Below are 12,675 nucleotides of genomic sequence, written 5' to 3' on the forward strand. Positions count from 1 at the left end.
CCGCAGAGCCACCACTCTGCGGGGATTTTTATCGGGGTAACCGAACCGCTCAGGCCAGCAGCGCGTTCACACGCTTGACATAAGCAGCAGGATCTTCGGGCATGCCGCCCTCGGCCAGCACGGCCTGGTCGAACAGAATCTGGGCCAGATCGTTGAAGTGGACCGAGCCGTCGAGCTTCTTGACCAGGGCGTGATCGGGGTTCACTTCCAGCACGGGCTTGGACTCGGGCGCGGCCTGGCCGGCCTGCTTGAGCAGTCGGGCCAGTTGCAGGCTCATGCCGCCGTCGCTGACCACCAGACAGGCGGGCGAGTCGACCAGGCGGCTGGTGGCGCGCACGTCTTCGGCACGGTCCTTGAGTGCTTCCTTGAGCTTGGCCAGCACGGGCTTGAAGGCTTCGGCAGCTTCCTCGGCGGCCTTCTTCTCTTCCTCGTTCTGCAGCTTGCCCAGATCCACGGCACCCTTGGCCACGGACTGCAGCGGCGTTCCGTCAAAGTCGTGCAGATAATTGAGCGCCCACTCGTCCACGCGATCGGTCATCAACAGGACTTCGATGCCCTTCTTCTTGAACACTTCGAGCTGAGGGCTGTTCTTGGCCGCAGCCAGGGTGTCGGCCGTGATGTAGTAGATCGCGTCCTGACCTTCCTTCATGCGTGCCTTGTAGTCGGCAAACGAGGTGTTCAGGCCCTCATGCGTGGTGGTGGCGAAGCGCAGCAGCTTGGCAATACGTTCCTTGTTGCCGAAGTCCTCGCCCAGGCCTTCCTTGAGCACGGCGCCGAACTCGTTGTAGAACTGCGTGAACTTGCCTTCCTTGGCCTTGTCCTCTTCGCTGACGACATCCTGCACGCCATCCGCAGCCTCAGCTGCGGCTTCATGCCTGTCATGCCGTGCCAGGTCTTCCAGCATCGACAGCACGCGCTTGGCCGAGCCGTCGCGGATCAGGCGTACATCGCGGCTTTCCTGCAGCAGCTCGCGGCTCACGTTCAGCGGAAGATCGGCAGAGTCGATCACGCCCTTCACAAAGCGCAGGTACTGGGGCATCAGCGCCTCGGCGTCGTCCATGATGAAGACGCGCTTCACATAGAGCTTGATGCCGGCATGCTTGTCACGCTGGTACAGGTCGAACGGGGCCTTGGCGGGGATATAGAGCAGCTGCGTGTACTCGGTATTGCCTTCGACGCGGTTGTGGCTCCAGGTCAGCGGGTCCTCGAAGTCATGGCTGATGGCCTTGTAGAACTCCTTGTACTGCTCTTCCGTGATGTCCTTCTTGGCGCGGGTCCACAGGGCGCTGGCCTTGTTCACGGTTTCCCATTCGCCGGTCTTGACCATCTCGCCGGGCTGATCGTTCTCGCCGTCCTTCCACTCTTCCTTTTCCATCAGGATGGGCAGGCTGATGTGGTCGGAATATTTGGAGATGACCTGCTTGAGCTTGTAGCCGTTAAGGAACTCCTCGGCATCTTCACGCAGGTGCAGGATGATGCTGGTGCCGCGCTGGGCGCGTTCGATCTGCTCGATCTCGAAGTCGCCCGTGCCACCGCTGATCCAACGCACGCCGGCCGATGCCGGAGCACCGGCGCGGCGGGTTTCCACGGTGATCTTGTCGGCCACGATGAAGCCCGAGTAGAAGCCCACGCCGAACTGGCCGATCAATTGCGAATCGGCCTTCTGGTCGCCGCTGAGCTTTTCCATGAAGGCCTTGGTGCCGCTCTTGGCAATCGTGCCCAGATTGTCGATGGCCTCCTGCTCGCTCATGCCGATGCCGGTATCGGTGATGGTCAGCGTGCGGGCAGCCTTATCAAAGGAAACGCGCACTTCCAGCTCGGGCTGATCGCCGTAGAGACTGGCGTCGCCCAGCGCTTCAAAGCGCAGCTTGTCGCAGGCATCCGATGCATTGGAGATCAGCTCGCGCAGGAAGATTTCCTGGTTGGAATACAGCGAATGCGTGACCAGGTGCAGCAGCTGGGCCACTTCGGCCTGGAAGGAATGGGTTTGCTTTGTCATGTCTTTGTGAGCGAAAAACTGAAATCAAAAGCCGCCCGGAGAACCTCTCAAGGCGATTCGCAGTCATAGCTAGGGCCTGCCCCTGATATTTCAAGGGCTATTCGAGCAAGAAAAAAGCGCAAGCACTTATTCAAAAAGAATAGCTACTTGCGCTTATCAATAAAGGGCCAGAGGCCAATTTCACTGAAAAACTGGCGCACCCCAAGCAAGAGACACCGAGGAAGGGCCTGGGCGGCCCCGCCGCCCCGCACCGAGGGTGTCGTCCCCCTCCCATAGCGCGCAGCGCGTAGAGAGAGGGGGAAGCCGCAAAGCGGCTCAGGGGGAGCTTAGAAACTCTCGTGTGGAGCCAGATAGCGCCATTGGCCGGTGGGCAGATTGCCCAGGGTCACGCCGCCGATGCGGATGCGCTTGAGGCCCACGACCTTGAGGCCGACCTGCTCGCACATGCGGCGAATCTGGCGCTTCTTGCCTTCGGTCAGCACAAAGCGCAGCTGCTCGGGGTTCTGCCAGTCCACCTGGGCCGGCTTGAGCGGCTGCTCGTCCAGCGACAGGCCGTGACGCAGCAGAGCCAGCTTTTCCTCTGGGAAGACGGACTGCACATCCACGTCGCGATCGCCGAAGGTCACTCGCACCAGGTATTCCTTGTCGACTTCCGAGTCCTCGCCAATGATCTGGCGCGCCACGCGGCCGTCCTGCGTCAGCACCAGCAGACCCACGGAGTCGATGTCCAGACGACCGCAGGGAGCCAGGCCCTTGAGCTGGCTGAAGTTGAAGCGCGTCTTGCTGCGGTCTTCGTTCCAGCGGTTCTCGTTGGTGATCAGCACCACGGCGGGCTCATGGCCGTCCTCGGCCTGACCGCTGACATAGCCCATGGGCTTGTTCAGCAGGATGGTGACCTGCTGGTCCTGGCGTTCCTGAGCCTTCTGGTCGATCTCGATCCTGTCGCCGGGCACCACGTTCTGACCCATGGTTGCGACTTCGCCATTGACCGTGACCCAGCCGTTTTCCACCCACTCATCGGCTTCGCGACGCGAGCACATGCCCATGTCGGCAATTCGCTTGTTGATGCGAATGGCACCGGGACGGTCGTCCTGGCGCGCTTCGGCTTCGGGAGCACGCTTGACGGGAATCGCACGGTCCGAGCCATCGGCTGCGGGGCGATAGGTGCGAATACCGGTGGTGGGGCGACGGGTCGCCTCCGACACAAACGAGCCGGGGATATGGCGCTTTTCCGGCTCGCTACCGCGCTCATCGCGGCGTTCACCACGGCGCTCGTCGTTGCGGCGGTCATCACCGCGACGGGCATCCCCGCGGCGGTCGTCACGATCAAAGGAGCGGCCTTCGGGACGGTCACCGTAGCCACGGTTCTGCGGACGATCACCAAAGTCGCGGCCTTGCGGGCGATCGCCACCACGGCGCTCGCCATCACGGGGCTGGTATTCACGGCGTTCGCCACCTTCGGAGCGGTCTGGGCGACCATAACCACGGTTTTGCGGACGGTCACCAAAGTCACGACCTTGAGGACGCTCATCGCGGCGGCCTTCAAAGCGATCACCGCCACGACGTTCGCCGTCGCGTGGACGGAATTCACGGCGCTCGCCACCTTCGGAGCGCTCAAAACGGCCCTGGTCGGGACGGCCAAAACCGGACGAACGTGGACGGTCACCAAAGTCACGGCCGCCTTGCGGGCGGTCATCACGGCGGTCGTCACGGGGGCGGAATTCACGGCGCTCGCCACCTTCGGAACGCTCGAAGCGGCCCTGGTCGGGGCGACCAAAACCGGACGAACGTGGACGGTCACCAAAGTCACGGCCGCCTTGAGGGCGGTCATCACGGCGGTCGTCACGGGGACGGAACTCACGGCGCTCGCCACCGCGATCACCATCACGCGACTCGCCATAGGGGCGGAAACCGCGGTCACCGCCGCCAAAGCGGCGCTCGCCGCCTTCATCGCGATCGGAGCGGGGGCGGCGCTCATCGCGCTGCGAGAAGCCGCCGCGACGTTCACCGTCGTCACGAGCAGGGCGGCCGCCATCGGGACGACCAAAACCGGAAGCGCGGGGGCGCTCGTCGCGCTCACGCTGAGGGCGGGCGCCACGTTCGCCACGCGGGCCTTCACCACGCGGGCCGCGATCGGTACCGCCAGCGGGCCTGGAGCCACGGGCTGCCGCAGGCTTTTCGGCCTTGGCTGGCTTGGCCGGTGCACGCAAAACAGGGCGCGCCGACGAGGAATCAGAGGGCGCGGAGGATTTGCCAGCACCAGGGGCGCCGGACTCTTTAGGAGGTTTGACTGACATTTGGGCGTAATTGTCTCGCGACGCGCGGGCGCGAGGCGAGAGTTATCCACAATTCCAGCGCGGAGCTAGGTTATAGGACGTCCCTCAGGCAAGCGCCTTGCGCGACGCACAGAACTCACCATGCCGCAGCGCTTCCAGGTCCAGCACGCGCAGGCCGCCGTACTCGATCTGGATCACGCGCTCGCGCTGCAGCACAGACAAGGCCTCGTTCACACGCTGACGTGACAGGCCGACCAGATTGGCCAGCTCCTGCTGGGTGATGCGCAGAATCTGCCCCACGCCGGGATAGAGCAAGGGGTTGAACAAGGCGGCCAGAGTACGCGCCACGCGCAGATCGGGGTTGCTCATGCGGTCGATCTCGCGCGCCGCGATGAACTGGCCCAGGCGCTCGTTGAGCTGGTTCATCACAAAACGATTGAAGCCTATGGAGTGATCAAGCAGCCAGTGGAACATGTCTATGGGCAGGCCACCCACAACAGTCTTGCGGATGGCCTGCACGTTGTAGCGATAGGGCTCGCGCTTGATGACCGTTCCCTCCCCAAACCAGCCGCCGGGAGGCAGGCCGGCCAGCGTCATGCTGACTCCGTCGGCGCTTTCGGTGTTCATCTTGAGCAGGCCGTCGACCACGCCAAACCAGTAGGTAGGCGGGCGACCGGTGCGGCAGACATAGTCGCCCGGCTCGGCATCGCCGACGAGCAGCACGCGTGCCACGTTTTCACGCTCCATGGGCAACAGAACAGGCCACCAGGGAATGCCATCGAGTTCTGAGCTCAAAGGCTTGCGCCGCCTTTGATGCAGGGACAGTTCTTGACTCATGCCCAGAAGCATTGCCAAAGCCGCGCTGGCGCAACAGCGGGATTTCCACGAGGCAGCAAATGCGCCATTTTCAGCAGCATTTGTTACAGCGGATTTTCACTATGCAGGCTTTCCCTCAAATTGTCGTCAAACAGACATCCTGACGTCAAAGTCACTCATAGCATGTCTGCAAGACTTTCGTGAAGGGTAGCCGCGACGGCTCCAACCCCAACCAAGAGGATCAGGCATGACAACCACGTTCCCGCAACTGCTGCTCAAGCACGCGACAGAACGCCCCGATGCGCCCGCCCTGCGCGAAAAGGAGTATGGCATCTGGCAAACCTGGAGCTGGCGCGAAGCCGCACAGACCGTGCGCCACATGGCCTGCGGCCTGCGCGCGCTGGGGCTTGAAAGTGGCCAGAACCTGGCGTTCATCAGCGATAACCGGCCTCATGTCTACATGGGCTTTCTGGCCGTTCAGGCCTGTGGCGCAGTGCCCATTCCGCTGTACCAGGATGCCGTGGCCGCCGAGATGCGCTTTGTGATGGAGGATGCGGAGATCGCGTTCGCCTTTGCCGAGAACCAGGAACAGGTGGACAAGCTGCTGGAAGTACGCGAGAGCGTGCCAAGCATTCGCCACATCATCTATGACGACCCGCGCGGCCTGCGCAAATATGACCAACCCGGACTCATCAGCACCGATGAACTGCTGGCCAAGGGCAAGGAATGGGATGCACGGCACGCAGGAGCCTATGAGGCCATGGTCCAGGCCGTCTCGCCCGACGATGTCTCGGTCATCCTCTACACCTCGGGCACCACGGGCAAGCCCAAGGGGGTGTGCCAGACCCACGCCAGCTTTGGCGAATCTGCCCGCGGCGGCGTGCAGACCGATGGCCTGAATGCTTCGGACAATGTGATCTGCTATCTGCCGCCGGCCTGGGTGGGAGACCATCTGTTCTCGTTTGCGCAATGGCTGGTGGCGGGCTTCACCATCAACTGCCCGGAATCCGCCTCGACCATCGCCATCGACCTGCGCGAGATCGGACCCAGCTACTACTTTGCTCCGCCGCGCATATTCGAGGGCATGCTGACCTCGGTTTCCATTCGCATGGAAGATGCCTCGCCGCTCAAGCAATGGATGTATGCCAAGGCCATGGAGGTGGCACGTCGCGTAGGCTCGGACATTCTGGACGGCAAGAACGTCAGTGCCATGGATCGCCTCAAATACCAGTTGGGCAGCTTGTTCATCTATGGACCGCTGCGCAATGCTCTGGGCCTTTCGCGCATCCGCGTGGCCTATACGGCAGGCGCTGCCATCGGCCCCGAGCTGTTTCGCTTCTTCCGCTCCATCGGAATCAACCTCAAGCAGCTCTACGGTCAAACCGAAACCTGTGCCTATGTCTGCCTGCAGCGCGACCGCCAGGTGGAACTCTCCAGCGTGGGCCAGGCGGCTCCGGGCATCGAGCTCAAGATTGCCGACAACGGCGAGGTGCTGGTCAAGGGTGTGTCCGTGCTCAAGGAGTACTACAAGCGCCCCGACGCCACGGCAGAGGTGATCGACGCCAGCGGCTACTTCCATACCGGCGATGCCGGCGTGATCGATGCCAACGGTCAGCTGCGCATCATCGACCGCGCCAAGGATGTGGGCAAGACCAGCCGCGGCGCCATGTTCGCGCCCAACTACATAGAGAACAAGCTCAAGTTCTTCCCGCATATCAAGGAAGCCGTTTGCTTCGGCCATGGCAAGGACGAGGTCTGCGCCTTCATCAACATCGACTACGAGGCCGTGGGCAACTGGGCCGAGCGCCAGGGTCTGCCCTACGGCGGCTATGTGGACCTGGCCAGCAAGGCCAAGGTGCTGGAGCTGGTGGCCGACTGCATAGACAAGGTCAACGCCGACCTGGCCAGCGAGCCCGGCATGGCCGACACCCAGGTGGCGCGCTTTCTGGTACTGCACAAGGAGCTGGACCCCGATGACGACGAGCTGACCCGCACCCGCAAGGTGCGCCGCAACTTCATCGCCGACAAGTACGGCGTGCTGGTGGAGGCGCTCTACACCGGCAAGCAGCAGCAGTTCATCGAGACCCTGGTGAAGTTCGAGGACGGCCGCACGGGCAGCGTCAGCGCCACGCTGACCATCGTCGAAGCCAAGCTCCACCCGGCTTCGGCCAAGGCTGCCGCCTGAGAGGAATTTTCATGAATACAAGAACCAGCGGCGAAGTGATTCTGGACATCAAGAACATCAGTCTGCGTTTCGGCGGCGTCAAGGCCTTGACCGATATCTCGTTCAATGTCAAAGAGCACGAAATCCGCTCCATCATCGGCCCCAACGGTGCCGGCAAGAGCTCCATGCTCAACTGCATCAACGGCGTCTATACACCGTCCGAAGGCTCCATCACCTTTCGCGGCCAGACCTTCAGTCATATGAACAGCCGCCAGGTGGCCGAGATGGGTGTCGCACGCACCTTCCAGAACCTGGCGCTGTTCAAGGGCATGAGCGTGATCGACAACATCATGACCGGCCGCAACCTCAAGATCAGGAGCAACATCCTCATGCAGGCCCTGCGCATCGGCCCCGCGCAACGCGAGGAAATGCAGCACCGCGAGTTCGTCGAGCACATCATCGACTTTCTCGAAATCCAGGCCTATCGCAAGACTCCCGTGGGTCAGCTTCCCTATGGCCTGCAAAAGCGCGTGGACCTGGGCCGAGCCCTGGCCATGGAGCCTCAGGTTCTGCTGCTGGACGAGCCCATGGCCGGCATGAACGTGGAAGAAAAGCAGGACATGTGCCGCTTCATCCTCGATGTGAACGAGGAGTTCGGCACCACCATCGTGCTCATCGAACACGATATGGGCGTGGTCATGGACATTTCGGACCGTGTCGTGGTGCTGGACTATGGCAAGAAGATCGGCGACGGCGCTCCCGATGAAGTACGCAACAACGAAGACGTGATCCGCGCCTATCTGGGCGCAGGCCACTGAAGGAGCAGTCATGGGATTTTTCTTAGAGACATTGTTCGGCGGCCTCATGGTGGGCACGCTGTATGCACTGATCGCCATCGGCTTCGTGCTGATCTTCAAGGCCTCCGGCGTCTTCAACTTTGCGCAAGGCGCCATGGTGCTGTTTTCAGCCCTGGCCATGGCGCGTTTTTCGCAATGGATTCCCGGCTGGCTGGGCCTGGAGCCGGGGCTGATCGGCAACCTGCTGGCCATCGCCGTCACCCTGGCGCTGATGGTGGGCGTGGCCTGGGTGATCGAACGTCTGGCCCTGCGCCATCTGGTCAATCAGGAGCCCATCACCTTGCTGATGGCCACGCTGGGCATTGCCTATTTGCTCGATGGCCTCGGCCCCATGGTCTTTGGCAGCGAGGTCTACAAGATTGACGTGGGCATGCCCAAGGATCCTGTCTTCATCATGGACAGCCTGTTTCAGGGCGGCGTGATGATCAGCCTGGAAGACCTGTATGCGGCCTGCATCGCAGCCATCCTGGTGATCTGCCTGAGCCTTTTCTTTCAGAAGACCAAAACCGGACGCGCGCTGCGTGCCGTGGCCGACGACCACCAGGCCGCCCAGTCCATCGGCATTCCGCTGTCGCGCATCTGGGTCATCGTCTGGTCGGTGGCCGGCGGCGTGGCTCTGGTCGTCGGCATCATCTGGGGCAGCAAGCTGGGCGTTCAGTACTCGCTGTCGCTGGTGGCCCTGAAGGCCCTGCCCGTGGTGATTCTGGGCGGCCTGACATCACTGCCCGGCGCCATCATCGGCGGCCTGATCATCGGCGTGGGAGAGAAGCTCTCCGAGGTCTACATCGGCCCCATGGTGGGCGGCGGCATCGAGACCTGGTTTGCCTATGGTCTGGCCCTTTGCTTCCTGCTGGTACGACCCCAAGGTCTGTTCGGCGACAAGATCATTGACCGCGTCTGAACAGGGAGAACAAGAATATGTTTTATCGTGAAAACGGCCAGTTCAAGACCAGCTACGCGGCAGACCAGCAGATCTTCGGCGTCGCGCAGGACCGCTGGGTCATCCTGCTGGTGCTGGCCTTTGCCTTCCTGGCCATTCCCTTCATTGCCAGCGACTACACCTTTCAGGCGATTCTGATTCCTTTCGTCATCATGTCGCTGGCGGCGCTGGGACTCAATATCCTCGTCGGCTACTGCGGCCAGATTTCGCTGGGCACGGCCGCCTTCATGGCCGTGGGTGCCTATGCGGCCTACAACCTGCAGGCCCGCATTGAAGGCATGCCTTTGCTGGTGGCACTTCTGGGCGGTGGCGTGGTGGCCATGGCGTTCGGCGTGGTGTTCGGTCTGCCCAGCCTGCGCATTCGCGGCCTGTATCTGGCCGTGGCCACGCTGGCCGCCCAGTTCTTTGTGGACTGGCTGGCGACCCGCGCGGCCTGGGTGACGAACAACTCCTCATCCGGCTCCGTCAGCGCCAAGCCACTGGCCATTCTGGGCTGGGCCATCGACACGCCCATGGAGAAATACCTGCTCTGCCTGGCGATTCTTTGTCTGCTCGGACTGGCCGCCAAGAATCTGGTGCGCAGCTCGGTAGGTCGTGAATGGATGGCCATGCGCGACATGGACGTGGCGGCTGCCGTGATCGGCATCCGCCCCACCTACGCCAAGCTGTCGGCCTTTGCCGTGAGCAGCTTCATCGTCGGCGTGGCCGGTGCGCTCTGGGGCTTTGTCCACCTGGGCGCCTGGGAACCCGCAGCCTTCAGCCTGGACCGCTCTCTGCAGCTGCTGTTCATGATCATCATCGGCGGCCTGGGCTCGGTCGTGGGCAGCATCTTCGGCGCCGCCTTCTTCGTGCTGCTGCCGCTGCTGCTCAACCAGGTGCCCCACTGGCTGGGCCTGCCGCTGTCCACAGCCACGGCGACCTATCTCGAGCACATGATTTTTGGTGCGCTCATCGTGTTCTTCCTGATTGTGGAACCCCACGGATTGGCCAAGCTCTGGGCCACGGCCCGTCAGAAGCTGCGCGTCTGGCCGTTTCCGCATTGATGACTCCCCTTGTGCCGCTGACGCGGCTTCTCCCAAGGGGGACGGCACCTTCGCCGGGGTGGCCCTGCCGCGAGGCGGCTCTTGCTCGGTGCCCCTGAATTGCTGAGTGCTTGATTGAGAGATAGCTGATTTATTTACAAGACACCGCAGAGTGCCTGCAACCGGGACAGCGTCCCATACAACCCAAGGAGACAGTCGATGATGTTCAAGAAAGTTGCGATTGCTGCCGCTGCTGTTGCTGCAGGCATGGGAGCCTTGATGGCCTCGCCTGCGGCTCAGGCCCAGGAGCAGTTCGTGCCTCTGCTGGTGTATCGCACGGGCCAGTTCGCGCCCCTGGGTATTCCATGGGCGGACGGCAAGCAGGATTACCTCAAGCTGGTCAATGCCAAGGGTGGCGTCAACGGTGTGAAGATCAAATTCGAGGAATGCGAAACCGCCTATGACACGGCCAAGGGTGTGGAATGCTACGAGCGCCTCAAGAACAAGGACGGCGGCGCCTCGGGCTTTGACACCCAGTCCACCGGCATCACCTTTGCCGTGACCGACAAGGCTCCCGGTGACAAGGTGCCGGTGGTCACTCCGGGCTATGGTCTGTCCCAGTCCGTGGACGGCAAGGTCTTCGAGTGGAACTTCCCGCTGCTGGGCAACTACTGGACAGCCGCCGACTCCATCGTGCAGGACATTCTGAAGAAGGAAAAAGGCAACCTCAAGGGCAAGAAGATCGCACTGGTCTATCACGACTCGCCTTATGGCAAGGAGCCGATTCCGCTGCTGGAAAAGCGCGCCGCCAAGGATGGCTTTGAGCTGATCAAGCTGCCCGTGACTGCCCCCGGCGTGGAGCAAAAATCCACCTGGCTGCAGATTCGCCAGAACCGCCCCGACTATGTGCTGCTGTGGTCGGCCGGCGTGATGACTCCTACGGCCGTGCGTGAGGCGCAGGCCACGGGCTACCCGCGCGAGAAGATGTATGCCGTCTGGTGGGGCGGCTCCGACCATGACGTCAAGGACATCGGTGCCGGCGCCAAGGGCTACAACACGGTGACCATCCACAACACTGCCGAGAGCGACAAGGTGCATGGCGACATCAAGTCCATGCTCTACGACAAGGGTCAGGGCACGGCCAAGGACGCCAAGGAACTGGGCCAGCTGGCACATACTCGCGGCATTGTGATCTCCATGCTGCAGGTCGAGGCCATCCGCACCGCTCAGGAAAAGTTCGGCAAAGGCAAGGTCATGACACCCGAGCAGGTGCGCTGGGGCCTGGAGAACCTGAACATGACTCAGGAACGCCTGAACGAGCTGGGCTTCGGCAAGATCATCCGCCCCTTCAAGACCAGCTGCGACAACCATCTGGGCGCCGACTGGGCCCGTATTGCCACCTGGGACGGCGCCAAGTTCAAGGTGACTTCCGACTGGTACCAGGCCGACAAGTCCATGGTCGATCCGCTCTACAAGGAATTCGCGGAAAAGTACGCCAAGGAAAAGAACGTCAAGGTAAGAACCTGCACCCCCTGAGGCGCGTCGCGCCTTCCCCCTCACTGGCGCCTGGCGCCTGAGGGGGACGACATCCTCGCTGCGGCGCGGCCAGCCCCGGTCCTTGCTTGATGTCTCTGACCAAGGCTCGCCTCGTCGCAACCGGATTTATAAAAATCAGCCTCAAGCGCTTATCCATAAAGTGCAGACAGCTATCTATTTTGAGTTATCAGGTGACCGCATGACCGATATCGCGCACACAGTTTCCACTTCCACCCAGACCGCACCGCTGGTGGAAGTCAATGGCATCGAGGTCATCTACAACCATGTGATCCTGGTTCTCAAGGGCGTCTCGCTACAAGTCCCCCACCAGAGCATCGTGGCCCTGCTGGGCGGCAATGGCGCGGGCAAGACCACCACGCTGCGCGCCATCTCCAATCTGCTCAAAGGCGAGCGCGGCGAAGTCACCAAAGGCGGCATCACACTGGAAGGCGAGCAGATCGCCAACCTCTCGCCCGCCGAACTTGTCAAGCGCGGAGTGGTCCAGGTCATGGAAGGACGCCACTGCTTCGCCCACCTGACGATCGAAGAAAACCTGCTCACCGGCAGCTACACACGCACGGACAAGGGCGAGATTGCAGCCAATCTCGAGAAGGTCTACAACTACTTCCCGCGCCTCAAGACCCGGCGCACCAGCCAGGCGGCCTACACCTCGGGCGGCGAGCAGCAGATGTGCGCCATCGGCCGTGCGCTGATGAGCAACCCGCGTATGGTGTTGCTAGACGAGCCCTCCATGGGCCTGGCACCGCAGATCGTGGACGAGGTCTTTCACATCGTCAAAGACCTCAACAGCAAGGAAAAAGTCACCTTCCTGCTGGCCGAACAGAACACCAACATGGCGCTCAAATACGCCGACTACGGCTACATCATGGAAAGCGGGCGCATCGTCATGGACGGCTCCGCCAAGGATCTAGCCAGCAACGAGGACGTCAAGGAGTTCTATCTGGGCGTGGGCGGCGGCGAACGCAAGAGCTTCAAGGATGTGAAGAGCTACAAACGCAGAAAACGCTGGTTGGCTTGATGACTGCCCCCTGAGACGCTTCGCGC

9 protein-coding genes are annotated in these 12,675 nt (G+C 62.0%); 6 read left to right on the forward strand and 3 right to left on the reverse strand.

The window, feature by feature from the left end:
* Positions 1-49: 49 nt before the first annotated feature.
* The 3 genes from htpG to AAIL67_RS11265 form a co-directional block, all read right to left on the reverse strand.
* Positions 50-1,999, reverse strand: coding sequence for a molecular chaperone HtpG (gene htpG / locus AAIL67_RS11255; protein ID WP_034377265.1), 1,950 nt, complete (start codon positions 1,997-1,999; stop codon positions 50-52).
* Positions 2,000-2,325: 326 nt separating this feature from the next.
* Entirely contained in the window at positions 2,326-4,296 is a 1,971-nt protein-coding gene (locus AAIL67_RS11260; RefSeq protein ID WP_343484063.1) for a pseudouridine synthase, read from the reverse strand.
* An 84-nt stretch (positions 4,297-4,380) separates the two neighbouring features.
* Positions 4,381-5,112 carry a Crp/Fnr family transcriptional regulator gene (locus AAIL67_RS11265; protein WP_034355313.1) on the reverse strand — a complete coding sequence of 244 codons (732 nt, stop codon included), beginning with the start codon at positions 5,110-5,112 and terminating at the stop codon, positions 4,381-4,383.
* Between the two features lie 226 nt (positions 5,113-5,338).
* Here AAIL67_RS11265 and AAIL67_RS11270 point away from each other — a divergent pair, with 226 nt between their 5' ends.
* From AAIL67_RS11270 to AAIL67_RS11295, 6 genes are all read left to right on the forward strand, one after another.
* Positions 5,339-7,276, forward strand: coding sequence for an AMP-binding protein (locus tag AAIL67_RS11270; RefSeq protein WP_034391224.1), 1,938 nt, complete (start codon positions 5,339-5,341; stop codon positions 7,274-7,276).
* A gap of 11 nt (positions 7,277-7,287) precedes the next feature.
* Positions 7,288-8,073 carry an ABC transporter ATP-binding protein gene (locus AAIL67_RS11275; protein ID WP_003068658.1) on the forward strand — a complete coding sequence of 262 codons (786 nt, stop codon included), beginning with the start codon at positions 7,288-7,290 and terminating at the stop codon, positions 8,071-8,073.
* Positions 8,074-8,083: 10 nt separating this feature from the next.
* Positions 8,084-9,013 (forward strand): branched-chain amino acid ABC transporter permease, encoded by a 930-nt coding sequence (locus tag AAIL67_RS11280; protein WP_034377271.1) that lies wholly within the window; start codon positions 8,084-8,086, stop codon positions 9,011-9,013.
* A 17-nt stretch (positions 9,014-9,030) separates the two neighbouring features.
* On the forward strand, positions 9,031-10,095 hold the full coding sequence (locus AAIL67_RS11285; RefSeq protein WP_003068654.1) for a branched-chain amino acid ABC transporter permease: 1,065 nt from the start codon (positions 9,031-9,033) through the stop codon (positions 10,093-10,095).
* Positions 10,096-10,293: 198 nt separating this feature from the next.
* Positions 10,294-11,610, forward strand: coding sequence for an ABC transporter substrate-binding protein (locus tag AAIL67_RS11290; RefSeq protein WP_034354805.1), 1,317 nt, complete (start codon positions 10,294-10,296; stop codon positions 11,608-11,610).
* Between the two features lie 199 nt (positions 11,611-11,809).
* Positions 11,810-12,649 carry an ABC transporter ATP-binding protein gene (locus AAIL67_RS11295; protein WP_034354808.1) on the forward strand — a complete coding sequence of 280 codons (840 nt, stop codon included), beginning with the start codon at positions 11,810-11,812 and terminating at the stop codon, positions 12,647-12,649.
* Positions 12,650-12,675: the final 26 nt, after the last annotated feature.

Source organism: Comamonas sp. A7-5 (genome assembly GCF_039581385.1).
GTDB classification, from domain to species: Bacteria; Pseudomonadota; Gammaproteobacteria; order Burkholderiales; family Burkholderiaceae_C; genus Comamonas; species Comamonas thiooxydans.

What these genes read in the sequence shown, in the direction of transcription:
- htpG (WP_034377265.1), bottom strand. Translation starts at nt 1,999, where the DNA reads ATGACAAAGCAAACCCATTCCTTCCAGGCCGAAGTGGCCCAGCTGCTG.
- AAIL67_RS11260 (WP_343484063.1), bottom strand. Translation starts at nt 4,296, where the DNA reads ATGTCAGTCAAACCTCCTAAAGAGTCCGGCGCCCCTGGTGCTGGCAAA.
- AAIL67_RS11265 (WP_034355313.1), bottom strand. Translation starts at nt 5,112, where the DNA reads ATGAGTCAAGAACTGTCCCTGCATCAAAGGCGGCGCAAGCCTTTGAGC.
- AAIL67_RS11270 (WP_034391224.1), top strand. Translation starts at nt 5,339, where the DNA reads ATGACAACCACGTTCCCGCAACTGCTGCTCAAGCACGCGACAGAACGC.
- AAIL67_RS11275 (WP_003068658.1), top strand. Translation starts at nt 7,288, where the DNA reads ATGAATACAAGAACCAGCGGCGAAGTGATTCTGGACATCAAGAACATC.
- AAIL67_RS11280 (WP_034377271.1), top strand. Translation starts at nt 8,084, where the DNA reads ATGGGATTTTTCTTAGAGACATTGTTCGGCGGCCTCATGGTGGGCACG.
- AAIL67_RS11285 (WP_003068654.1), top strand. Translation starts at nt 9,031, where the DNA reads ATGTTTTATCGTGAAAACGGCCAGTTCAAGACCAGCTACGCGGCAGAC.
- AAIL67_RS11290 (WP_034354805.1), top strand. Translation starts at nt 10,294, where the DNA reads ATGATGTTCAAGAAAGTTGCGATTGCTGCCGCTGCTGTTGCTGCAGGC.
- AAIL67_RS11295 (WP_034354808.1), top strand. Translation starts at nt 11,810, where the DNA reads ATGACCGATATCGCGCACACAGTTTCCACTTCCACCCAGACCGCACCG.